Below are 23,339 nucleotides of genomic sequence, written 5' to 3' on the forward strand. Positions count from 1 at the left end.
GTGAGGGCGGGGGTCTGGGCCGCGGCATCGGTCGCCGGAATCCTGGCCCTCGGCGCTGCGGGAATCGCGATCGCCCGGACTGTCCTGCGGTCGCGCGCGGAAAGCGCCCGGATCGCACGAGGCGAGACTCGTCTCGAGATCCTCAACCGGACCGGGGCGTCCCTCTCCCTGCATCGGGCCGGGAAGACACTGGACGAGGCCCTCCCGATACCCCTCGGACCCGAGGCTCCGTGGCTCCCCGGAGGGAACTACTTCGTCGAGGCGCGAGCCGGCGTCCGAAGCTGGATGTACCCGGTCTCGCTGGCGGGGCTCGGATCAGGTCGCGGCATCAGCGGAGGATTCACCGTCACCGTCCGTTCGCCCGGATCGACCAACCCGCCTCTCCCGCCGGGCGGCTCGACCGGGTTCGCATTCATCCCCGCCGGCGACTTCCAGCTCGGAGAGCGCCGGAACCCGGCAGAAGCCCACTTCGCCTGGACGACCTCGTTCCACTTCGGGAGATTCGAGGTGACGAACGGGGAGTTCCGCCGCTTTCTGGACACCCCGGACGGCTATGGCGACAGGCGGAACTGGACGGATGCCGGCTGGGCCGCGCGATACCCGTCGACCCGCTCCACGGCGAGCCTGACGCCCGCGGACGCCGACTACCTTCGTTTCGGCAGGGACGATCTCCCCGTCGTCCTGGTGTCGTGGTTCGAGGCCAACGCCTACGGACGCTGGCTGACCCGAACGCTCGGCAGGCGGAGGTGGCTCTACCGGATGCCGACCGAAGCCGAGTGGGAAAAGGCGGCGCGAGGGCCGGACGGGTTCGACTACGGCCTCGGGACGGAGCTGAGCGAGCCCCAGATGCACCTCTACAACTGGAAGAAGAACCCCGGGGCGGAGGTCACTCTCGTCGGCGCCGGGGAGACCCCGGCCCGATACCGGGCGAACCGCTACGGCGTCTTTCACGCTTCCGGAAACGCCGGGGAGTGGACGCAGGGCGTCTCGCGTCGCTACTCGCGGAGGTCTCCCTACCGCGACGACGACCGGAATCGCGACGACGCTCCCGGCATGCGCGCCACGCGCGGAGGCTCGTGGTACAGCGCCACGACCTCACGGCTGGCTCTCGCCTACCGGGAGGAGTTCCAGCCGGAGCTCACCAGCAACGACCTCGGATTCCGGCTCGCGGCGTTCGCGCTGCCCTGAGCGCGAACGGACGCGCTCGCTTCCGCGGGCCGGGCTGGGGCGCCAGGCCACCGCGCCCAGCCGGCTCCGGAATCTGCGTCCCGTATGACGTCCGTCATGCCGGCCGGAGCCACGGAACCTCAATCTCCCTTCACGCTGCACCGGGGCCCCGAGCCCGGTCCGAGGAGGAGTCCATGAGGAAGCCCGTCGTCTTCCTGGCGGTCGCCGTATTTGCCGCCGTCACCGCTGCGCCAGCTCGTGCGCAGAACAAGGACATCGTCGACACCGCGGTCGCTGCAGGAAGCTTCAAGGTCCTCGTGAAGCTCGTGCAGGACGCCGGCCTCGTCGCCGTCCTGAAGAGCCCTGGCCCGTTCACGGTCTTCGCGCCGACGGACGAGGCGTTCGGCAAGGTGCCGAAGGAGACGCTGGACGCCCTCGCGAAGGACAAGAAGGCTCTCGCCGCCGTCCTCCAGTACCACGTCCTGACGTCGGCCTGGTCGGCCGACGACTTCAAGCTCGTGAAGTCGACGGGGACCGCCATGGGCAAGCGCGTCGCCTTCAAGGTGGAGGGCGGGGCGACGTACGTGAACGACGCGAAGATCGTCACCTCGGGTGTCGCCGCTTCGAACGGCGTCATCCACGTCGTCGACAAGGTCCTGATCCCACCGAAGTGAGACCGGGGAAGGCCCTTGATCAAGTCCGGGTCCCCGGCGCGAAGAGGCCTGTCAGAATCCGCACACGCTCACGGAAAGGGAAAGGGACACCGATGAAGAACCTGCTCGCCGCGTTCGCCGTCCTCCTCCTCCTCTCGTCCGCCACCGCATTCGCGGACCATCCGAAGGCCACTGAGCCCGCCAAGGTCGCCTGCTGCTCGCCCAAGTGCGAGCTGAAGGACGGCAAGTGCGCCACGCACGAGGCGAAGAAGTGCGCCAAGGACTGCGCCGCCACCTGCTGCAAGCCGCCGGCGACGCCCGAGCACCCCAAGGGCGAGCACCCGAAGAGCGAACACCCGAAGTAAGGCCCACCGCGGATAACGATCGTGACGTGCCGGGCCGGGGCCTCGCGGGCTCCGGCCCGGTTTTCGTCCCTCTCGTGGAGGCGCGCATGAACCGTTCCGTGTGTCTGTCGCTGGGATTTCTCGTCGCTCTCTCCGGCTGCGCCCCGGCAGCCCGCGAAACGCCCGTCGCCGAAGCGACGCCGCGACCGGCGGCCACGACGACCCCGCCGTCTCCGGCGGCGAACGTCGTGACGGCCGAGATCCAGGCGGGAATCGAGAAGCACGTCGAGGCGGAGGTCGCGCGCGGGGACGGGTACTTCTCCCTGCCCTTCGAGAAGAAGACCCTTCGCCTCAAGCTCGTCCGCGTTCACACCGAGTACCTCTCCAGCCTCGGGCCGACGCGGCAGTTCGCGTGCGTCGACCTGGCCGACGTGAGCGGAGACGTCTACGACGTCGACTTCTTCCTGGACGGCGGGGCGGGCGACATGAAGGTGTCCGAGACGACCGTCCACAAGCTGAACGGCCAGCCCTACTACGCCTGGGAGCAGAAGGAAGACAAGACGTGGCACCGCGTCGAGGTCACGGGCGCGGCGGACGAGCACCTCGGGGTCCTGAAGGGCACCGACGCGTTCGAGTTCGTCTACAAGGCCACGCTTCCACAGATCCCGGCCCAGGCCCGAATGTGGCTGCCGATGCCCACGTCGGATGCCTATCAGACGGTCGAGGTCGTGTCGGTTCGAGCGCCCGGCCAGAGCCGTACGCTGAAGGATCGCGCACACGGAAACGAGGTCCTCTTCCTCGAGCTCGGACCGGGCGATTCCGGCAAGACGGTGGAGATGCGGTTCTCGGTGAAACGCAGGGAGAAGAGCGCCTACGCCGACGGCCGCCCTCGCCCGGGCGAGTTCCTCGAGCCCGAGCGTCTCGTTCCGACGAGCGAGAACTTCTCGAAGATCGCAGCGGAGACTCTCGCCGGCAAGAAGGGCGAGCTCGTCCGGGCGCGCGCCCTCTACGACCACGTCATCGACCGGATGCGCTACATGAAGTACGGCGAAGGCTGGGGCCAGGGAGACGCCGTCCGCGCCTGCAGCGCGGCCTCCGGCAACTGCACCGACTTCCACTCCTATTTCATCGCCCTCGCCCGCGCCGCCGGGATCCCGGCCCGCTTCGCCATCGGCGCCTCCATCCCGTCCGAGCGCAACGAGGGCGGAATCGACGGCTACCACTGCTGGGCGGAGTTCTGGGCCGAGGGGAAATGGTGGCCGGTGGACATCAGCGAGGCCGACAAGTACACGGCCCTCTCGACCTACTACTTCGGCCACCACCCGGCGAACCGCATCGAGCTGAGCCGTGGCCGTGACCTCGTCGTCGACCCCGCGCCCGCGTCGGGGCCGATCAACTTCCTCGCCTATCCCGTCCTCGAGGTCGCGGGCCAGCCGAAGAAGGCGAAAGTGGAGTTCAGCTTCGAGAGAGCCCACCCCCGTCCGTCGGGGGCCCGCAGCTCCTGATCCTCCCGCCGGCACCGGTCCTCGCCCACCGACGTCCCGGCTTCACCCGAGGTGGGCGCGCAGGCGCTCGACGTCGGGGATGACGAACCCGTCACCCTCGGTCAGGACGAGCCCCTCCTTGCCCCAGCGGCTCATGATCCGGATCGCCGTCTCGACCGTCGTCCCGGCGAGGTCGGCGATCTCCTGCCGGGTGAGCGCGAGAGAGATCGATGCTCCCTGCGCCTCCGCCTTTCCGGAGGAGACGACGAGGTCGAGAAGCGCCTGGGCCACCCGCGTCTCGACCGAGCCGGTCATCTCGGAGACCCTCTGCCCCAGCTGCACCTGCCGGTCCATCATCAGCTTCAGGAGCTGGCGGAGGATCTCCGGGTGCCTGTCGGTCAGGGAGAAGAACTCCCGCTCGGGGACGTGGACGATCGTCGACGGCTCGACGGCGATGGCGGTCCCCGGGTACGGCCGGCCCTCCCAGGCCGCGACGATGCCGACGGGGCTTCCCGCTCCGACGATCCGAAGGATGACGTTTCGCGCCGGCGTCGCTTTGACGATCTTCACGGTCCCGAGGGCCACGAACGACATCTCCTTGGCCCGGGTCCCCTCGACGAAGACCGTGTCGCCTCTCTCGCAAACCTGGAGGCGGCACACCTCGGCCAGCGCCCTCGCTTCGGCCGGGTTGAGGCAGCGGAACAGGACGATCCGTTCGAGAAGGGCGTGGGTCACGGCTCGCGGAGCGTGAGGATATCAGCCGGTCCTCCCCCCGACCCGCGCCCGGGCGGGACGGGCGGGTAACATCCCGGACGTTTGAAGGACTTCTCCCGCTTCCTCGCCTACTTCTCGCGCCGTCCGAAAGAGTACGTCCTCGGGTTCGGGACGATGGCCCTCTCGGCCGCGCTCTTCCTGGCGATGCCGCGACTCGTGAGGCACATTCTCGAATCGCTCGAGAAGGACCCCTCGCCCCGGCTCATCGCCCTCTCCTGCGCCGTGATCCTGGGCCTCGCCGCGGCGGACTCGATCCTCTTCTTCTTCACCCGGCGGATCCTGATCGGCGCCTCGCGCGACGTGGAGTTCGAGATGCGCGAGGACCTCTTCGCGCACCTCCTGAGGCTCCCTCCCCGCTGGCACCGCAAGAGCCGCGTGGGCGACGTCATGAGCCGCGCCGTCAACGACCTCTCGGCCGTGAGGATGATGATCGGGCCGGGGATCATGCAGGCCGCGAACACGCTCGTCGTCGGGACGATCGCCGTGACGCTCATGGCGTTCGCGTCTCCGACACTCACCCTCGTGGCCCTCGCGATCCTCCCGTTCGTCGCCGTCGCGACGCAGGTCATGGGAAAGGTCACCCACCGGCGCTTCACGGCGATCCAGGAGTTCTTCAGCGAGATCTCGGCGAGCGCGCAGGAGAACATCAGCGGGGTGCGGCTCGTCCGCGCCTTCGCGCGCGAGGCGACCGAGGAGCGGCGCTTCGACGCGAAGAACCGCGAGTTCCGGAAGCGCAACCTGGGCCTCGCACGCCTGAACGCGCTCTACTTCCCGATGCTCCAGGCGCTCGTCGGCGCCGGCTTCGCCGCCGTCCTCTGGGTCGGCGGCCGGAAGATCCTCGCGGGCGAGCTGACCGTTCCCCGGTACGTCGAGTTCAACCTCTACCTCATGGAGCTCGTCTGGCCCGCGATCGCGCTCGGCTGGGTCGTGAACCTCTGGCAGCGCGGGTCGGCCTCCTGGAACCGGATGGCCGAGCTCTGGGCCGCCGAGCCGCTCGCCGCCGAGAGCGCCGACGGGCCGCTCCCCGGCGGGACGCTCGAGGTGAAGGGCCTGACCTTCTCCTACGACGACGGCCCGCCCGTCCTCCGGAACGTCTCCCTCACGGTGGAGCCGGGGACGACGGTCGCCCTCGTCGGGCGGACCGGCTCGGGCAAGTCGACGCTCCTGAACCTCCTGCTGCGGCTGGAGGAGCCCCCGTTCGGCGCGATCCGGCTCGGGGGGCGCGACCTGCGCGAGACGCCCCTGCCGCTCCTGCGGCGCGCCCTCGTCGCCGTGCCGCAGGAGACGTTCCTCTTCTCCGACACGCTCGCGAACAACATCGCGATCGGCCGGCCCGGGGCGTCGCGCGCCGAGATCGAGCGCGCGGCCCTCGAAGCCGGCCTCGGCCCCGACCTCGCGACCTTCCCGAAGGGGCTCGAGACGCTCGTCGGCGAGCGCGGCATCACCCTCTCGGGCGGGCAGAAGCAGCGGACCGCCCTCGCCCGGGCGCTCCTCGCGGACGCTGGGTTCCTCGTCCTGGACGACGCGTTCTCCTCCGTCGACACCGAGACCGAAGAGAAGATCCTCGAGGCCGTGAAGGCCCGGTCGGGCACGCGGACCGTCTTCCTCGTCTCGCACCGCCTCTCCACGATCCAGCACGCCGACGTCGTCATCGTTCTCGAGAAGGGGCGCGTCGCCGAGACGGGGACGCACGAGGAGCTCCTCCGGGCCGGGGGCCTCTACGCGGAGCTGGCCGAGCGCCAGCGCCTCTCGGACGAAGTGGAGGCGGCGTAGCCGTGGCCGAGCACGTTGCCGAGGACGAGGCCCAGGGACGCGGTTTCGACAGGGGCCTCCTCCGCCGTCTCTTCTCGCTCGCACTCCCCTACAAGGGCTACGCGGGCGGCGCCCTCGTCGTCCTCTTCCTCGAATCGGTCGCGCAGCTCGCGGGTCCCCTCCTGACGGGCGCCGCCATCGACCTCGTCTTCTCCGAGAAGGCGGGCCCTCCGGAAGGCGGGGCGGCCTTCGTCGGCCGGTTTCTCGAGACGCTCGGCCTCGAATCCCGCGGCGCGGCGGCCCTCGACGCGATCGCCGGCCTCTACCTCCTCTCCGTCCTCGCGACGTTCGGCTTCATGTTCCTGATGGTCGAGTGGACCTCCCGGATGGGCCAGGGGGTGATGTTCGACCTGAGGACGCGGATCTTCGGGAACCTGCAGCGGGCCGACGTCGCCCTCTACGACCGAACACCCGTCGGGCGGCTGATGACGCGCCTGACGACCGACGTCGACGCCCTGAACGAGCTGTTCACGTCGGGGTTCGTCTCCCTCCTCGGGGACCTCGCCGTCCTCGGCGGCATCGTGGCGATCCTCTATGCCCTCGACCCGACGCTCGCGACGATCACGCTCGGCGTCCTGATCCCGATGGCCCTCGTGACGAACTGGTTCCGGAAGGGGGCGCGGGACACCTACCGCCGGGTGCGCGTGAGGATCGCCCGCGTGAACTCCTTCCTGCAGGAGCACCTCTCGGGGATCGCCGTCGTCCAGCTCTTCCGGCGCGAGGAGGCGGCCCGGGGTTCATTCCGCACGGTGAACGACGACCATCGCGTCGCGAACCTCGATTCGATCTTCTATTACTCGGTCTTCTACCCCGCGCTGGACTTCCTCTCTGCAGTGGGGATGGCGGCCATCCTCTGGTGGGGCGGCGGCGAGGTCATCCAGGGGACGATGACGATCGGCGCCGTCGTCACCTTCCTGCAGTACTCCAAGAGGTTCTACCGGCCGCTCATGGACCTCTCGGAGAAGTACAACATCCTCCAGGCGGCGATGGCTTCCTCCGAGAGGATCTTTCAGCTTCTCGACGAGGCCCCGAAGATCGCGGCACCGCCCTCCCCCGGCTCCGGTCCCGCGGCCCCTCCGGGGCGAGATCGAGTTCGATCACGTACGGTTCGGTTACAAGCCCGACGAGGAGGTCCTGAAGGGGGTCTCGTTCCGCGCCGAGCCGGGCGAGACGATCGCCCTCGTCGGTGCGACGGGCTCGGGGAAGTCGACGATCGTCAGCCTCCTCCTGCGCTTCTACGACGTCACGAACGGCGCGGTCCGCGTGGACGGCGGCGACGTGAGGAGCTTCGACCCGTCGGCCTTCCGGGACGGCTTCGGCATCGTCCTGCAGGACACGTTCCTCTTCACCGGGACGATCGCCGAGAACGTGGCGTTCTTCGACCCTGCGATGCCGCGCGAGACGGTCGAGCGCGCGTGCCTCGACGTCGGCCTCGGTCCGCTGCTCGAGCGCCTCCCCGACGGTCTCGACACGAAGCTGACGGAACGCGGCGGCGGGCTCTCCGTGGGCGAGAAGCAGCTCGTCTCGTTCGCCCGTGCCCTCGCCCGCGACCCGCGCATCCTCATCCTCGACGAGGCGACCTCGAGCGTCGACCCCGAGACCGAGGCCGTCATCGAGAAGGCCGTAGACCGGCTCCTCTCGGGACGCACCTCCGTCGTCGTCGCCCACCGCCTCTCGACGATCGTGCGCGCCGACCGGATCCTCGTCCTGGCGCACGGCGAGGTCCGCGAGTCGGGGACGCACGCCGAGCTCCTCGTGAAGGGCGGCCTCTACGCCCGCCTCTACGCCCTTCAGCTCAAGGACAGGGAAGCGGCGGCGTAAGCCACCGATCGCATCGTCTCAGCGCGAGGACACCGGTCCGTGCACGATTCCTGCATACCGCTCGACGGAGAAGTGAATGATCGCCTTCGTAACCCTCTTTCTCGGCATCGCTCTGGGCGTGCACCCCGTCGAGCTTTCGGCCGGGGCGGAGGTCGCCCGGATCGAGCTCTACATCGATGGAGCGAGAGCGGTCGAGCTCGGGCCCCCCTGGACGGCGACGATCGACCTCGGCGGCGAGATCGCACCTCACGAGCTCGTGGCCGTAGCCTTCGACGGAGCCGGCCGGCGGCTCGGCGAGGCGCGACAGTGGCTCAACCGGGCGACGTCGGCCGCGGAGGCGGCCTTCGTTCTCGAGCGCGACCGCGCCGGCCAGGCGACGACGGCCCGCCTCGTCTGGCGCTGCCTCGAGAGCCCCGATCCGACGGCGATCTCCGTTTCGTTCGACGGCCAGCCCCTCGAGGTCGTGACTCCCGAGCGGTTCCCGCTTCCTGCCCATGCGCCGGGGGCCGCGCACGTCCTCCTCGCAGACCTGACCTTTCCCGGCGGAATCACCGCGACGGCCGTCGCGAGCTTCGGCGGGACGAAAAAGGACGACGCCCTTCAGGAGCTCACCGCCGTCCCCGTTCGCATCTCTCAGGGGGCCCGGCCACCGAAGGTCGAGCAGATGGACGGCTGGTTCGAAGCCGGTGGGCAGATCCTGCGCGTCGCAGGCGTCGAGGAGGGCCCGGCCGAGGTCGTCTTCGTCCTTGCGGGTTCGGTCCGCGAAGAGCTCCGGCGTCTCGCCTCCGAGGACTTCTTTCCGTTCCCGTGGCCGCGGCCAAAGCCCCTGGAGCTCGCCACGCGGAGTCGCTTCCACTTCATGTCCACGGTGCCGCAGGAGATCCGCAGGTCGGGGAACTCCACGCGCCTCTATCCCTCGTCCGACGAGTACACGCCCGCGAAAGAGTCGTTCCTGCGACTTGGCAAGGAGGTCTTCCTGGGCGAAGCCGAGGCCCCCCCCAGGATCGCCGAGGCGGTCGCCGCGTCCGGCCTCGCCGCCACCCGGCGCGAACGCCGCCGGGCCGTCGTCCTCCTCCTCGGTCCCGACGCCCGCGACGAGAGCGCCTTCGACGCCGCCCGCGCCCGGAGGTACCTCGCGAGGATCCGGGTCCCCTTCCACGTGTGGCGCGTCTCGGCGGAGCGCAGCGCCGCGCACGACGCCTGGCCCGGCGCTCTCGACGCCTCGACCATCGAAGGCCTGGGCAGGGCCTTCGGGGTTCTCCGGGCGGACCTGGCGTCGCAGCGCGTCGTCTGGGTGGAGGGCCGTCTCCTCCCGTCGACCGTCGGCGTGACCCCAGGGGCACGGGGCATCGTGGCCGTGCGGTGAGGCCGTCGATCCTGGCCTCTCGGGAAGGCGGCAGCGTAGGCTCTGCCGGGTGACGACAGCCGCCCCCTCGATCCGGATCTACGTGGACGCCGACGCCTGCCCCGTGAAGGACGAGGTCTTTCGGGTCGCGAAGCGCTACGGCCTCGGGGTCTTCGTCGTCTCGAACGGGAGGATCCGCGTACCCGACGACCCGTCGGTCGAGATGGTCGTCGTGAGCGGGCACTTCGACGCGGCGGACGCCTGGATCGCCGAGCGGGTCACCGAGGCCGACGTCGCCGTGACGTCGGACATTCCGCTGGCCTCGCTCTGCCTCGCGAAGGGTGCCCGGGTGCTGGATCCGAAGGGAAAGGTCTTCACGCCGGAGTCGATCGGCGACGCCCTGGCGAACCGCGAGCTGATGGCCTACCTCCGCGACACCGGGGACATCACCGGCGGCCCGGCCCCGTTCGAGGCCCGGGATCGGTCCCGCTTCCTGCAGAAGCTGGACGAGATCGTCCAGTCCCTGCTCAAGGCGACCCGCCAGAGGTGAAGGAGCCGCCCCCGCGGCGTATGATCGCCAGTCGGGCGGGGTGCGGCGGTGTGCCTCGCGGCGCCCGGGCACCTCGCGCAAGGAGAACCACCTTTGACGAGGCGCTCCCGGCTCCCCCGCTTCACCTCATCGCTCGCCTGCACCGCGGCCTGTGTGGCGCTGTCCTTCGTCCTCGCGGCTGCGGCGGAGGCGGCCGACATCTCGCTCCCCGAGGCACGTTCGCGGATGCGCACGAGCCACGAGGCTCTCAAGGCCGCCGGGTACGAGGTCCGCGAGCGCGCGGCGGAGGTGGGCGCCGCGAACGCGCTCCTCTGGCCGAAGCTCGAGGCAAACGCACGCATCACCCGGATGGACGGGCCGATCGTCATCGACCTCGAGCCCGTCCGGCAGGTGATCCTCGCCCTACACCCCGCCGTCCCGGGTGCTGCGGTCCCGCCCTTCCTCCTCGACGTTCAGGACGAGCTGTTCGGGCGGGCCGACGTGAGGCTCACGTGGCCCCTCTTCACGGGCGGAAAGATCGACGCGGCCCGATCGGCCGCGGACGCGCGAAAGGCCGACGCCGAGGCCTCGCTCAGGACAGTGGACGAGAGCCTCTCGACAGAGCTCGTCCGGCGCTACTTCGGCACTCGTCTCGCGCGGAAGGCTCGGGACGTGCGGGCCGGGGTCCTCTCGGCCCTGGACGAGCACGTCCGGGACGCGCGGCGGCTCGAGGAGGAGGGATTCCTCTCGCGCGCCGAGCGGCTGCACGCCGACGTCGCGAGAAGCGACGCCGATCGCGAGCTCAAGGGGGCCGAGCACGACCTCGCCCTCGCCCGGGAGGCCCTCGCGAACATCCTGACCCTGCCCGGCGAGGAAGGCCCCGCCCTCGACGCCACGACCCCTCTCTTCGTCGTGAAGGACCTTCCCCCGCTCGAGGAGCTGAAGAGGGACGCCCTCGTCGCGAATCCCTCCCTCGCACGCCTCGCCGCCGCCGGCTCCCTTGCCGGTGCGGGGCTGGCGGCCGAGAGCGCCCGCTGGTACCCCGACATCGCCGCCTTCGGCTTCCGCGAGCTTCACGAGCGCGGCCTGACGCTCCTCGACCCGACCTGGGCGGCAGGCCTCACGGCCCGCTGGACCCTCTTCGACGGGTTCGGCCGGGAGAAGAGCATCGTGGCCGCACGCGAGCGCAGTGCCCGCGTCGAGGCCCTCTCGAGCCGCGCCCGGCGCGACGTCGAGACGCTCGTGGAGAAGCGCTACCGCGAGTCGCGGAAGGCGCTCGAGCAGGTGGAGGCCTTCGGGGCGGCGCTCGAGCTCGGCCGCGAGAACGTGCGCGTGAGGACGCGCGCCTTCGAGGAGGGCGTGGCGACGTCCCTCGACGTCGTCGACGCCCGGCTCTCCCTGGCCCGCGTCGAGCTCGGGCGCCTCGCGGCGGCCCGCGACTTCGACGTCGCCCTCGCCGAGCTGCTGGAAGCGGCCGGACAGTCCGAACGGTACGAGGCGCTCCGCGCGAGCGCCTCGGGAGACGTGGAGAAATGAACCAGAGAACGAAGGGCATCCTGGCGCTCGCGGCGGGCGTCGCCGTCCTCGGCCTCCTCGGCCTCGCGGCGCTGCTGCTGGCCCGTCCCGCCCCGGAGACTCTCCAGGGGGAGGCGGACGCGACGAAGGTCGACGTGGCCGCCAAGGTCGCCGGCCGCATCGCGACGATCGAGGTCAAGGAGGGCGACTGGGTGAAGAAGGGCGACCCCGTCGCCACGATCGAGAGCCCCGAGATCCGGGCCCGCCTCGACCAGGCCGAGGCGGCGAAGGCGGGCGCCGAGGCGCAGAGCCGGAAGGCCGACAGCGGCGCCCGCGAGGAGGAGATTCGGGCGGCAAGGAGCCAGTGGGACCGGGCGCGGCACGCCGCGGACCTCGCCGAGGTGACGTTCGGACGGCTCGAGCGGCTCGCGCGCGACGGCGTCGTCCCGAACCAGCGGCGCGACGAGGCGGAGGCGCAGTGGAAGACGTCGCGCGACGCGGCCGACGCCGCGAAGGCGATGTACGACATGGCGCTCGCCGGCGCCCGCCGCGAGGACCGCGACACGGCGACCTCCCTCGTCTCCCGCGCGGCGGGCGCCGTCGACGAGGTGAAGGCCTTCCTCGACGAGACGAAGGTCGCCGCCCCGGCCGCGGGTGAGGTCTATCGACGCAACGTCGAGCCCGGCGAGATCGTCCCGGCCGGCTTCCCCATCGTGACGCTCGTCGACCTCTCCGACGTCTGGGTGACGTTCCAGGTCCGCGAGGACCGCCTCGAGAGGCTGAAGATGGGCGCCACCGTGCCGGCCCGCTTCCCGGCGCTCGGGGCCGGAGAGATCCCGCTGACGGTCTTCTTCGTCGCCCCGCAGGGCGACTTCGCAACGTGGCGGTCGACGAGCGCCCAGGGGGGCTTCGACCTGAAGACGTTCGAGGTGCGGGCGAGGCCCTCGCGGACGGTGACCGGCCTGCGTCCCGGGATGAGCGCCGTCCTCACGTGGCGCTAGGCGGCGCGCCGGGCGTCCTTCGCGCGGGCCGGAGAGAGGCGGAGCGGCTCGTCTCGAGCCGGTACGCCCTCGTCCTTCTCGTCCTCCTTCCGCTGGCCGGATTCGCCCTCGTGGCGGCGATCTTCTGGAACCGCCTCCCCGAAGGCCTGCCGGTCGCCGTCGTCGACGCCGACCGCTCCCTCCTCTCGCGCCGGCTCGTCCGGATGATCGACGCGACGAAGTCGATGCGCGTGACGGGCCCGTTCGCCAGCCCGTCCGAGGCGTTCGACGAGGTCCTCGCGGCGCGGGCCTACGCCGTAGTGACGATCCCCGCCCACCTCGAGCGCGACGTGAAGCGCGGCGCCGCGCCGAAGGTCGTCCTCGCCTACGACGCCCTGCGGCTGATACCGGGCAGCATCGTGAAGAGGGACGTGCGGGCCGTCGTCGGCACCCTTTCGGCCGGCGTCGAGATCCAGGCCAGGAAAGCCCTCGGCGAGACGCCCGACGTCGCCGCCGCCCGCTTCGAGCCGGTCCGGTCGATGCGCGGCGCCCTCTTCAACCCCGGCCTCGACTACCTCGCCTTCCTCGTCCCGGCCCTCGGGCCCACGCTTCTCTCGATCTTCGTCCTCGTCGGCGCCGTCCACGCCCTCGGCGCCGAGCTGCGCGACGGCACGGCGGGCGAGTGGCTCGCGGCGGGCGGGAGCGCGACGCGCGCCGTGGCGGGGACTCTCCTTCCGCAGACGCTCCACTTCACGGCCCTCGGGCTCGTGGCGACGGCGTTGCAGTTCCGGCTCCTCGGCATCCCCCTGCGCGGCAGCCCGCTCCTCGTGGCCTTCGCGACGCTCCTTCTCGTCCTCGCCTACCAGGCGGTGGGTCTCCTCATCGTCGCGCTCTCGGCCAACCTCCGGCTCGCCTCGAGCGCGGCGGCCTTCTACGGCGGACCCGCCTTCGCCTTCACCGGCGTCACCTTCCCCACGTTCGGGATGCCCCTCGCCGCGAAGGCCTGGGGAGCGCTCCTCCCGCTGACGCACTACCTCGAGCTCCTCCTCGGCCAGGCGATGCGCGGCGCGCCTCCGTCCGCGTCCCTGGCGCCCCTCGCCGCCCTCGCGGCATTCGTCTTCCTCGTCCCGCCCCTCGCGCTCTGGCGGATGGGCCGGGTGATGCGCGACCCGTCGTACTGGGGGCGGACGTGAGGACCGTCTTGCGGGCGTTCCGCGACGAGGTCCGCGGGGCCCTCCACGACCCGGGCGCGCTCCTCGTCCTCGTCGGCGCCATCTCTCTCTACGCCTTCTTCTATCCGACACCCTACCGGCGCGAGGTCCTGAAGGAGGTCCCCGTCGCCGTCGTCGACCTCGACCGGACGCCGCTCTCCCGCAAGCTCGTGCGGATGGCCGACGCGCACGAGCTCGTCCGGGTCACGGCGCGCCCCGCGAGCCTCGCCGAGGCCGAGGGGCTCGTCCTGCGGGGCGCGGCCGGAGGCATCCTCGCGATCCCTTCGGGATTCGAGCGGGACGTGAAGCGGGGTGCGCCCGCCACGGTCGGGGTCTTCGCCGACGCGACGTACTTCCTCGTCTACCGCCAGGCGCTGACGGGCCTCGCCGAGACGACCGCTACGCTCTCGGCCGGCATCGAGGTGAAACGCCTCCAGGCGCTGGGGATGCCGGAGGCGAAGGCCCTGGCGTTTCGCGACCCTCTCCCGCTCGTCTCCCGCCCGCTCTTCAACCCGGCCGAGGGGTACGCCAGCTACGTCGTTCCCGGAGTCCTGATCCTGATCCTCCAGCAGACGCTCCTCATCGGCATCGGCCTGAGGGGCGCGGCCGACCTCGACGCGCTCGGCGAGGGCCCGCTCCTCGCCCGCGCCGCCGCGTCGGTCACCGGCAGGTCCCTGGCGTTCTGCCTTCTCTACGCGGTCCACGCCCTCTTCTACTTCGGCATCGTCGCGCGCGTCTTCGGCTTCCCGGTCCGGGGCGGAGGCCTCGCCGCGGCGGCGCTCGTCGTGCCGTTCCTCCTGTCGACGAGCTTCCTCGGGCTGGCGCTCTCGGTCCTCTTCCGGAGGCGCGAGGCGGCGATCCAGACTCTCCTCTTCACGTCGCTCCCCGCGGTCTTCCTCGCGAGCTACGCCTGGCCGCCGGAGGCGCTCCCCGCGTGGCTCCGATTCGCCTCGCAGGCGATCCCCTCGACGTGCGCGATCCCGGCGCTGCTGCGCGTGAACCAGATGGGCGCCTCCCTCGCACACGTCAGGCACGAGCTGGCGGTCCTCTGGGGGCTCGCGGTCGTCTTCTTCGTCGCCGCCGTGCTCGCTCAGGCCGCCCGGATGCGGCGGACGGCCTGAGTCCCGCGCGGACGCGTCAGAACTTGGCCGCCACGAACCCGTAATAGTTGTCGAGGAAGTCGTCGAGCGTGAGGACCCCGGCCTGCGGGACGGGCCGGCGCCCTTCGCCCCAGGTGTAGATGGCCAGGGCGATGGTCTTCTTCGTCTCGCCGCCGAGGAACGTCAGCCCGAAGCTCGCCGCCTGGGTCTGGACCACCCAGTGGTCCGCCGTCGCCGAACCGGAGGACTCGGTCGACTTGCTCAGCATGTTCGAGTGAATGAACAGGCAGACGCGGAAGCCCCTCTGGAAGTAGGCATTCGCCCGGCGGATGTTCTCTTCCTCCTGGTCGACGATGACGCGCGCGTCGTTGACGACCTCGGCGTAGCCCACTTTCTGGAACCAGTCCTCGAGCTCTCCCGGTAGCGTGATTCCGGCAAACTCGTTGCCGGCGTCCTGATAGTCGAAGAAGTAGTTCTCGGAGTCCCGGAGGCTCGCAAGGCCGATCCAGTCCGAGGCCTCGACCTTGTCGCCGGGGTCGTACTCCTTGAGGTCGCTCCCCGGAACGACCTCGATGTTCTTGATGTGGCCGACGCCCTTCTCGTACAGCGACATCACGTACTCGACGTAGGCGATCGGATCCCGGCTCGCGAGATCGAACAGCAGGGTCGCGGGGCCACAGAGGCTCGAGACCTTCTGGTGGATCGCGCTCGGGTCGTAGATGCGGACCAGAAGACCCATGGCGACCGCCTGCCGCGCGATTCTCGTGAACGCTCCTCCGCCCGGCCTCGCCGCGAACTGCCGGACCAGCTCTTCCGCGCGTTCCTGGTCGGTCGGCGGCTCCTTGTTCACGAGCGTGACCCCGGCCGCCCGATTCCATCCGTCGCTTCCGAGCGGACCGGGGAATGCGAAGCTCCGGCCCTTGATCCCCGGAGGGATCCTCCCGTCGTGGTGATCCGACCCCAGCGATCCGAACTTCTGTGATCCAGCCATCAGTTCCTCGGCATCAGGTTCTCGTCGCCAATGAAGCAGGTGATCCGGTCGGGGATGGACGGGCCCAGCTCGGCCTCGTACCAGAGCTGCCCGTCTCTCTGTTCGAGCCGGCCCGCGGGTACGGGCGCGGTCGTGTCGCTCGTGAGGCACGTCACCGATCGCGGGTTCCCGAGCGTCCGCTCCCACCAGCCGGGGGCGGGGCGTTCGATGGCCACGGCGAGCTTCACCCGAAACCCGGGGCTCCTCGTCCACTCCCGCAGGGGCCACAGCTCGTAGCGGAACCGCTGCACCATCCGCCCCTTCTTCTTTGCGTAGCCGTGGCCGACCTCCTCCGCTCCCAGCGGCTGGGAGTACCGGACGGTCACCGTGTTCCGTCCCGCGCGAAGGGCGCTTGGGAAATCGGCCCGGAAGAGTCCCGGGGCCCCCCGCTCGGCAGCTTCCAGCGACCGGAGCTCCTCGGGCCGCAGCGGCGTGGCCGGCATCACCTGCACGGTCTCCCGGTCGGCGTTCGTCGTCGCCGTCACCGAGCCTTCGGTGGGCAGGATGAACTCCAGCCGGACGATGGCGGGGCCGGCCGCCGTCACCTCGTATCGAGCGGACACCTGGCACGAGTCCGATCCGCAGACGAAGCTGAGCGCCTCGGATTCGACGATCAGGGGAACCGACGGAGCGGCCAGCGCGGCGGAGGGTGAAACCGGAATCACGACCGGAGCACGCAGGTTCGCGAGCGCGGGCGGCGCGACCCCGAGCGCGACCGCGAGCCCGGCCAACGCTGCCAATCCCCCGGACAGGACCCTGTGTCCTGCCGGGCACGTCATCCTCTCGATGACCTCGGCCACGACAGTCAGAATACCGTCTCCCACCTTTGGGCTCAACACGTCGTCGCCCGGGCGGGGGCCGCGCATCAGCCGAGGCTCAGGGACCGAGCCGTTCCCGCAGCAACGCGAGCGCCTCGCCCCGCTTCGCCAGGCGGCCTTTCCCCTGGAAGAGCTTCCCCGAACCTCCGCCGCGGCCCTCGAGTGAAGCGGCGACGGCCTGCCCCAGCACGCTGACGTCCGCGCCGCAGGTGCCCCCCGCCGCGAGAACGAACGCTTCGGCCCCCTCCCCCGCGGCCGTCAGGAAGACGACGCCGGGAACGGAGAGCTCGGAGAAGCGCCTGCCGATCCGGAGAAGGAAGACCATGCCGCGCCCTTCGAAGTGGCCTTCTGCGACGGGGATTCCCGTTGCCGCGAAGGACTCGGCCCGGGCGTCGGCGAGCTCCTCGTCCGCCGCACGGAGAGCCTTCTGCGCATCGGAGAGCTGGGTGAGCTTCGCCTCGAGAGTCTCCGCGAGCCTGTCGTCGGAAGCTCCCAGCAGGACCCTCAGCCTCGCGTTCCGGTCTTCGTGGGCACCGAGCCGGCCGCGGACCCGCCCGCCGGCGACGAAGAAGAGCCGCGTCCCACCCCGGAGCTTCTCGGTGCCGAGGAGCTTCAGCGCCTCGATCTCGCTCGTCGCGCGCAGGTGCGTCCCGCCACAGGTGTTGAGGTCGAGACCCTCGATCTCGACGAGACGCACGTCGCCCCGGTGTCCCTCCGGCAGGCCGCGGGTCCGCACCGGAAGGGACGCCATCTCTTCGGGAAGGACCCGGCGATGCGTGACCGGGCGGACCGCCCGGATCTCGGTCGCGACGGCTTCTTCGAGGCGGAGCCTCTCGGCCGGCGAGACCGAGGGGACCGCCAGCTCGATGTCGCACGTCTCGGGCCCGAGGTGAAACGCCGTCGTCTCCCAGCCGAACCGGTCCGCCGCGACGGCCGTGAGGAGGTGCTGCCCCGTGTGCTGTTGCATGTGGTCGAAGCGGCGCCCCCAGTCGAGCCGCGCGACCGTCGGCCCTTCGGGCGGCGGCGCGGCGAGGACGTGCCGGATCTCGCCGTCGACGGATCTCACGTCGAGGACGTCCACGTCTCCGAGCCGGCCCCGGTCGGACGGCTGGCCGCCCCCCTCCGGGTAGAAGACCGTGTCGTCGAGGACGGCCCAGGGCCGGCCGTCCTCGACCCCGGTCCCGACGACGCGAACGGACAGCTCGGTGAGGTAGGGCTCTCGCTCGAAGGCTCGGGGCGCGCTCATGGGTCCGAGGTTACCCGGTCCGCATCCCCGGCGACGGCTTTCCAGCCGGCAGGCGGACCCGTGTCGGCCCGATCGTCCCCAGCCTCCTCCATTTCTGTCGTCCCGTCTCCAAAGCCATACATTATTGTCGTATCTTCAGGCCATGCCCGCAGCGCCCCCGTCGAGCCTTCACGCCCTCCGCGAGATCGCGCGAGCGCTCTCGCGGACACTCGACCGGACCTCGTCCATCGCCCGGGTCGTCGAGCTGCTCGAGGACGAGCTCGGCACGCTGGCCGCGACCGTGACGCTCGTCGACCCGGATTCGCGAGACCTGCGGATCGAGGCCGCGTCCGGCCTCGCGCGCGACGCCGCGCGGCGCGCGCGCTTTCGTCCCGGCGAGGGGATCACCGGCCGCGTCTTCGAGAGCGGGAGGCCGGTGGTACTCCCCGACGCGGCGAAGGAGCCGCTCTTCCTCGACCGCTCGGGTCTCCTCTCCGCGGCCCGCAGGCGCCGCCGCGAGGTGACGTTCGTCTGCGTCCCGATTCCGGGGGAGAGGAAGCGCGCGGGAGTCCTGGGCGCGGCGTTCCCGCGCGACGCCCGTCGCGACTGGGAAGAGGTCGCGGCGGTCCTCGAGGTGGCCGCCGCGATGCTCGGCCAGACGCTGCGCGCCCACGGGCGGGTGGAGGCCGAGCGCCAGAAGCTCCTGACCGAGAACCGCCAGCTGAAGGAGGAGCTGCGCGAGCGCTACGAGCTGCGCAATCTCGTCGGCAACAGCGCACCCATGCGGCGGGTCTACGAGCTCGTCGCCCAGGCCGCCCCGTCCAGCGCGACGGTTCTCCTCCGGGGGGAATCCGGCACGGGGAAGGAGCTCGTCGCCCACGCGATCCACTACGGCTCGCCGCGGGCGTCCCGCCCGTTCGTGAGGGTCAGCTGCGCGGCGCTCCCGGAGAGCCTCGTCGAGTCCGAGCTGTTCGGCCACGAGGCGGGCGCCTTCACCGGCGCGCGCGGTCGCCGTCCCGGGCGGTTCGAGCTCGCCCACGGCGGATCGCTCTTCCTCGACGAGGTGGGAGAGATCTCGCCCGCCGTGCAGGTGAAGCTCCTCCGCGTCCTGCAGGAGCGGGAGTTCGAGAGGGTCGGCGGGACGGAGCCCGTCCGCGTCGACGTCCGGCTCATCGCGGCGACGAACAAGGACCTCGAGGCGGCGATGCGCGCCGGGACGTTTCGCGAGGACCTGTACTACCGGCTCGACGTCTTCTCGATCTTCGTCCCACCCCTGCGCGAGCGGCGCACCGACATCCCGCTCCTGGCCGACCACTTCGTCGAGAAGCTGGCTCGCGAGCACCGAAAGGACGTGCGGAGGATCGCCACGACCGCGATCGACGTCCTCATGAGCTACCACTGGCCGGGAAACGTCCGGGAGCTCGCGAACTGCATCGAGCGCGCCGTCCTCGTCTGCGAGGGGGGCGTCCTGCACGCCCACCACCTCCCTCCGACGCTCCAGACGGCCGAGGTCTCCGGGACCCTTCCGCAGACGTCCCTCGAAGCGGCCCTCGGCACGTTCGAGAAGGACCTTCTCCTCGACGCGGTCAAGATCGCCCGAGGGAACCGCGCCCGTGCGGCCAGGCTTCTCCAGACAACCGAGCGGATCCTGTCGTACCGCTTGAAGCGCCACGCGATCGACCCCGATCGCTTCCGGCCGTGACGATCCGACAGTTTCGTCGGATTTATAGCAGGCCGTGACAGGTTTGTAGGACGAGCGCGAAGCGCGGGAGGCTCCGGGGGGCGCAACCCGGAGCGGCTGACGGAAAGTTTCCGCGACTTTCGGCCTCGCCCGACGGTCTTGCACGCCGTTTGCGAACGGTTCGTCACGCCCTTCCGGGCGCATCGAATGGAGGCCCCATGACCCGACGTCCTGGAACCGGTCCTGCCGGCGGAGATCGCCGATGAACGGCGCCGACACCGCCTGGATGCTCCTGTCGACGGCTCTCGTCCTCCTGATGACGCCGGCGCTCGCCTTCTTCTACGGCGGGCTCGTGCGGTCGAAGAACGCCCTGAACACCATGATGATGAGCGTCGCGTCGCTCGGCTTCGTCGGTGTGGCGTGGGCGCTCTTCGGCTACTCGCTCTCGTTCGCTCCCGGGTCGCCGGCTCTCGGCGGCCTCGGATGGGCGCTTCTTTCCGGCGTCGGCCTCGATCCGGGACCCGCCGCCGCGACGATTCCGCACCTCCTGTTCCTGGCCTACCAGGGGACGTTCGCCATCGTCACGGCGGCGCTCATCTCGGGCGCGATCGTGGAACGGATGAGGTTCGGGCCGTATCTCGCGTTCATCACGCTCTGGTCGCTCCTACGCGCCGGTCGCGCACTGGGTCTGGGGCGGCGGCATCCTGGCGACCCTCGGCGCCCTCGACTTCGCCGGCGGCACGGTCGTCCACGTCAACGCGGGCGCCGCTGCGCTCGTCGCGGCGATCGTCCTCGGCCCGCGGAAGGACTACGCCCGCCAGGCGATGCTCCCCCACAACGTTCCCTTCACGATCCTCGGGGCCGGGCTGCTCTGGTTCGGCTGGTTCGGATTCAACGGCGGCAGCGCGCTCGCGGCGAACGAGGCGGCGGCGCTGGCCTTCGTCAACAGCTTCCTCGCTCCCTGCGCCACCCTCGTCGTCTGGACGCTCCTCGACCTCGCCCGGAACAGGAAGGCGACGGCGGTCGGCGCGGCGACCGGCATCGTCGTCGGGCTCGTCGCCATCACCCCGGCGGCCGGCCTCGTCTCCCCCGTCTCCGCCCTCGCGCTCGGCGCGATCGCGGCCTTCCCGTCGTACTTCGCGATCGTCTGGCGCGCCCGGACCCGCCTCGACGACTCCCTCGACGTCGTCGCGGCGCACGGCCTGGGAGGGTTCGTCGGAGCGCTGCTGACCGGTGTCCTCGCCCAGGCCTCGTGGGGCTCCCCTGCCGACGGCCTCCTCTTCGGAAACCCGCGCCAGCTCCTCGTCCAGCTCGTGGCCTCGCTCGCCGCCATGGCGTGGAGCGGTGGCGTCACCTTCGTCCTCCTGAAGACCATCGGCGCCCTGAGCCCGCTTCGGGCGAACGCGGGCGAGGAAGGGCTCGGCCTCGACGTCAGCCAGCACGGCGAGGAGGCCTACACCTCGGGCGAGGGCGCCCTGCTCCTGCTGCGAGACTCCGTGCCCGTGCCGCTCCGAGACCTGTCTGCGCCGGTACTCCCTTCGGAGGTGAATCCGTGAAGCTCGTCGTGGCCGTCGTCCGGCCCGAGAAAGTGAACGACGTCCTGGAGGCCCTCTTTCGGGCCGACGTCCAGGGACTGACGATCTCGCGCGTGAAGGGGCACGGCGGAGAGACCGAGCGCGTGGAGACTTACCGCGGCACGACCGTGAAGATGGAGCTCTCGGAGAAGGTGCGGCTCGAGATCGGCGTGTCGAACCACTTCGTCGAGACGACGGTCTCGGCCATCGCCACGGCGGCCCGTACCGGCGAGGTGGGAGACGGGAAGATCTTCGTCCTGCCGGTCGAGCGGATCGTGAGGATCCGCACGGGCGAGGTCGACCAGGCGGCGGTCACGCCGGTCGGGGTCGAACCGCATCCGGAGCGGGCGACGGTCGCCGGCTGAATCGCGGGAGAGCCCCGGGGGGCGGGCAGGAGCGCACCCCCCGGGCACGTCATCCGGCTGGCTGGCCGTCCTTCAGGAGGCCCGAGAGCTCCTTGAATCGCGGGTGGTTCTTGTCCCGCGCCCATTCGAAGCCGACCGACTCGTGGTTCGTGATCGACGCGCCCGCCGCCGCCATCCGCTCGAGCGCGTGACGACGGTACTCCTCGCCGCGACCGCTGACCGCGTCCCACGCGACGTGCACCTGGTTGCCCCAGTGAATCAGCTCGAGGACCGTCTGCATCACGCAGACGTGCGCCTCGATTCCGGCGACGACGATCTGTCGCGGTCCCGAGCGCAGCCGCGGGCGCAGCTCGTCGAGGGCCCGCAGGAACGCCGGCTCACCGCAGCATCCAAAGGAGGTCTTGGCGAGCGAGCGCTTCGGCGTGGTGAGAGCCTCGAACCCCGCCATCACGTCCGGGTGGGTCGGGCCCAGCCCTTTCGGGTACTGCTCCGTCAGGATCACCGGCACACCGAACATCTCCGACAGCTTCATCAGCCGAAGCGTCGACGCGACGACCAGGCGGGGTCGATGGATCACGTCCATCAGCTTCCCCTGCAGGTCGATCACGACGAGGGCGCTTCGTCCCGCGTCCAGCAGCTCCATCTCCCACCTCCACGGCGCCAGGGCGCCGGCTCATGATGCCAGCGCCGTGCGAAGGCGGCGCCGTCGTCACCAACGGAACATCGCGACGGCCGCGGCCTCTTCCGGCATCCGCGCCGGATCGAGGACGACGACCTCCCCCCCGCGGGACAGGACGATCTCGGCGAGGTCGTCCAGGACGTCGTCGTCCTGCGGCCCCGTCTGCCCGGCGTGCAGCGTCACCTCGCCGGTCGTCCGGTCCACCCGGCCGAAGAGCGGACGCCGGTCGGAGACCAGGAGGCGACGGACCCGTCCGAGAACGGCGGCCTCGGCGATATGCGTGAGGATGTCCGACGCGAGCCCCCGGTCGTGCTGCTCCCGAAACTCCCCGACGAGGGCCTCGTCCCGCGCATCCAGCGCCTTCCGGGCCTCGGGGAGCGTTCGCGCGTACAGCTCGTCCGTCCCGGCGTCGTCGACGGCACCCTCCACGAACTCGGCATTGAGCCCGGATGGCCCGCAGGCCTCGCGGAAGGCGGGCAGGAGAGGGCCGGCCCCCGCCACGACGACCGGCGCGCGATCGTCGAGCACCCGGCCCAGTGCCGCGCCGACGGCGCGGAAGAAACGCAGCAGCTCCTCCCGGCGGCTTCCGTCGCTCTCGGCGGGCGCCTTTCCGGGGCCCGATCCTGCGGACCGGGACCCGCCCCGGGACGACCCGCCCCGTCCGCCCGCCGCGCCGACCGGAACGTTCTCGACGCGCTCCGGCAGGCCGGGGACGTGCCGCGGGACGAGACCGCGCTCCGAGCTCTCGAAGAGGGCGACCTTTCGGGAGGACAGAGAGAGGACGAAGTAGCGATGGCGATCCTGGAGACACTTGAGAATCGGCTTCACGTGGAAGCTGTCGGCGACGACGGCTCTCTCGGGGGGAGCGGGCCAGAGCCGGTAGACCTCGAAGAGGCCTTCGGCGCGGAACACCGCGAGACCGTCGGGACCGGGCCCGAAAACGTCGGCCGCCCCTGCGATCCCGGTGAGCGGCGCGAGAAGCTCCTTCACGAGGCGGACGTCGTAGCGCTCGCCGAGCAGCGCCTCGACCTGTCGGACCAGCGCGCGGAACCGGACCGGGGCCATCGCGAGATCGGGACCGTGCCGGGGAAGGGGGAGGAACAGCGAGATGCACGGTTCGGTACGGGGCGAGAGAAGGTTCTGGAGGTCTTCAGAGGTCGGCTTCTTCGGCATGGGCGAGTCCCTCCGGTGCCCTCGCTAGAACGATAAGGGGGGGGCACCGCATTCCCGCC

The 23,339-nt window shown here is 71.0% G+C and carries 19 protein-coding genes and 2 pseudogenes; 15 read left to right on the forward strand and 6 right to left on the reverse strand.

The features are described 5' to 3' along the window. The 4 genes from IPN03_02100 (at position 1) to IPN03_02115 (ending at position 3,669) form a co-directional block, all read left to right on the forward strand. Positions 1–1,188, forward strand: coding sequence for an SUMF1/EgtB/PvdO family nonheme iron enzyme (locus tag IPN03_02100; protein ID MBK9372547.1), 1,188 nt, complete (start codon positions 1–3; stop codon positions 1,186–1,188). 173 nt (positions 1,189–1,361) lie between these two features. Then, positions 1,362–1,841 (forward strand): fasciclin domain-containing protein, encoded by a 480-nt coding sequence (locus IPN03_02105; protein MBK9372548.1) that lies wholly within the window; start codon positions 1,362–1,364, stop codon positions 1,839–1,841. Positions 1,842–1,933: 92 nt separating this feature from the next. Next, entirely contained in the window at positions 1,934–2,185 is a 252-nt protein-coding gene (locus tag IPN03_02110) for a hypothetical protein (GenBank protein ID MBK9372549.1), read from the forward strand. An 86-nt stretch (positions 2,186–2,271) separates the two neighbouring features. Continuing rightward, entirely contained in the window at positions 2,272–3,669 is a 1,398-nt protein-coding gene (locus IPN03_02115) for a transglutaminase domain-containing protein (protein ID MBK9372550.1), read from the forward strand. 42 nt (positions 3,670–3,711) lie between these two features. Here IPN03_02115 and IPN03_02120 read toward each other — a convergent pair whose 3' ends face one another. Further along, a complete protein-coding gene (locus tag IPN03_02120) occupies positions 3,712–4,383 on the reverse strand; it encodes a Crp/Fnr family transcriptional regulator (protein MBK9372551.1) in 672 nt (223 codons plus the stop codon). Positions 4,384–4,464: 81 nt separating this feature from the next. On the opposite strand from IPN03_02120, the gene IPN03_02125 reads away from it, so the two are divergent. The 8 genes and pseudogenes from IPN03_02125 (at position 4,465) to IPN03_02160 (ending at position 14,756) form a co-directional block, all read left to right on the forward strand. After that, on the forward strand, positions 4,465–6,195 hold the full coding sequence (locus IPN03_02125) for an ABC transporter ATP-binding protein (protein MBK9372552.1): 1,731 nt from the start codon (positions 4,465–4,467) through the stop codon (positions 6,193–6,195). A 2-nt stretch (positions 6,196–6,197) separates the two neighbouring features. Continuing rightward, a pseudogene (locus IPN03_02130) lies at positions 6,198–8,055 on the forward strand (ABC transporter ATP-binding protein). A gap of 76 nt (positions 8,056–8,131) precedes the next feature. Further along, positions 8,132–9,421 carry a hypothetical protein gene (locus IPN03_02135; GenBank protein ID MBK9372553.1) on the forward strand — a complete coding sequence of 430 codons (1,290 nt, stop codon included), beginning with the start codon at positions 8,132–8,134 and terminating at the stop codon, positions 9,419–9,421. Positions 9,422–9,470: 49 nt separating this feature from the next. Further along, positions 9,471–9,950 (forward strand): YaiI/YqxD family protein, encoded by a 480-nt coding sequence (locus IPN03_02140; GenBank protein MBK9372554.1) that lies wholly within the window; start codon positions 9,471–9,473, stop codon positions 9,948–9,950. Positions 9,951–10,043: 93 nt separating this feature from the next. Continuing rightward, entirely contained in the window at positions 10,044–11,465 is a 1,422-nt protein-coding gene (locus IPN03_02145) for a TolC family protein (protein MBK9372555.1), read from the forward strand. After that, positions 11,462–12,445, forward strand: a complete 984-nt coding sequence (locus tag IPN03_02150) for an efflux RND transporter periplasmic adaptor subunit (protein MBK9372556.1) — start codon at positions 11,462–11,464, stop codon at positions 12,443–12,445. Before IPN03_02145 ends, IPN03_02150 begins: the two co-directional genes overlap by 4 nt. After that, positions 12,436–13,617, forward strand: coding sequence for an ABC transporter permease (locus IPN03_02155; GenBank protein MBK9372557.1), 1,182 nt, complete (start codon positions 12,436–12,438; stop codon positions 13,615–13,617). Before IPN03_02150 ends, IPN03_02155 begins: the two co-directional genes overlap by 10 nt. Next, positions 13,614–14,756, forward strand: a complete 1,143-nt coding sequence (locus tag IPN03_02160) for an ABC transporter permease (GenBank protein MBK9372558.1) — start codon at positions 13,614–13,616, stop codon at positions 14,754–14,756. Before IPN03_02155 ends, IPN03_02160 begins: the two co-directional genes overlap by 4 nt. Before the next feature lie 16 nt (positions 14,757–14,772). Here the strand turns inward: IPN03_02160 and IPN03_02165 are convergent, their stop codons facing one another. From IPN03_02165 to IPN03_02175, 3 genes are all read right to left on the reverse strand, one after another. Further along, on the reverse strand, positions 14,773–15,726 hold the full coding sequence (locus IPN03_02165; GenBank protein ID MBK9372559.1) for a hypothetical protein: 954 nt from the start codon (positions 15,724–15,726) through the stop codon (positions 14,773–14,775). Continuing rightward, positions 15,726–16,565 carry a hypothetical protein gene (locus tag IPN03_02170; GenBank protein ID MBK9372560.1) on the reverse strand — a complete coding sequence of 280 codons (840 nt, stop codon included), beginning with the start codon at positions 16,563–16,565 and terminating at the stop codon, positions 15,726–15,728. The genes IPN03_02165 and IPN03_02170 overlap by 1 nt, the downstream gene beginning before the upstream one ends. A 76-nt stretch (positions 16,566–16,641) precedes the next feature. Beyond that, entirely contained in the window at positions 16,642–17,829 is a 1,188-nt protein-coding gene (locus tag IPN03_02175; GenBank protein ID MBK9372561.1) for a hypothetical protein, read from the reverse strand. Positions 17,830–17,971: 142 nt separating this feature from the next. On the opposite strand from IPN03_02175, the gene IPN03_02180 reads away from it, so the two are divergent. From IPN03_02180 to IPN03_02190, 3 genes and pseudogenes are all read left to right on the forward strand, one after another. Then, positions 17,972–19,510, forward strand: a complete 1,539-nt coding sequence (locus IPN03_02180) for a sigma 54-interacting transcriptional regulator (GenBank protein ID MBK9372562.1) — start codon at positions 17,972–17,974, stop codon at positions 19,508–19,510. A 241-nt stretch (positions 19,511–19,751) separates the two neighbouring features. Then, a pseudogene (locus IPN03_02185) lies at positions 19,752–21,045 on the forward strand (ammonium transporter). Further along, the gene (locus tag IPN03_02190) at positions 21,042–21,428 is read left to right on the forward strand and encodes a P-II family nitrogen regulator (GenBank protein ID MBK9372563.1); all 387 of its coding nucleotides are present in this window, start codon (positions 21,042–21,044) and stop codon (positions 21,426–21,428) included. The pseudogene IPN03_02185 and the gene IPN03_02190 overlap by 4 nt, the downstream one beginning before the upstream one ends. A 49-nt stretch (positions 21,429–21,477) precedes the next feature. Here the strand turns inward: IPN03_02190 and IPN03_02195 are convergent, their stop codons facing one another. Next, positions 21,478–22,071 (reverse strand): isochorismatase family protein, encoded by a 594-nt coding sequence (locus tag IPN03_02195; protein MBK9372564.1) that lies wholly within the window; start codon positions 22,069–22,071, stop codon positions 21,478–21,480. A gap of 66 nt (positions 22,072–22,137) precedes the next feature. Further along, positions 22,138–23,280 (reverse strand): hypothetical protein, encoded by a 1,143-nt coding sequence (locus tag IPN03_02200; GenBank protein ID MBK9372565.1) that lies wholly within the window; start codon positions 23,278–23,280, stop codon positions 22,138–22,140. Positions 23,281–23,339: the final 59 nt, after the last annotated feature.

Source organism: Holophagales bacterium, from assembly GCA_016719485.1.
Classification (GTDB): domain Bacteria; phylum Acidobacteriota; class Thermoanaerobaculia; order UBA5066; family UBA5066; genus UBA5066.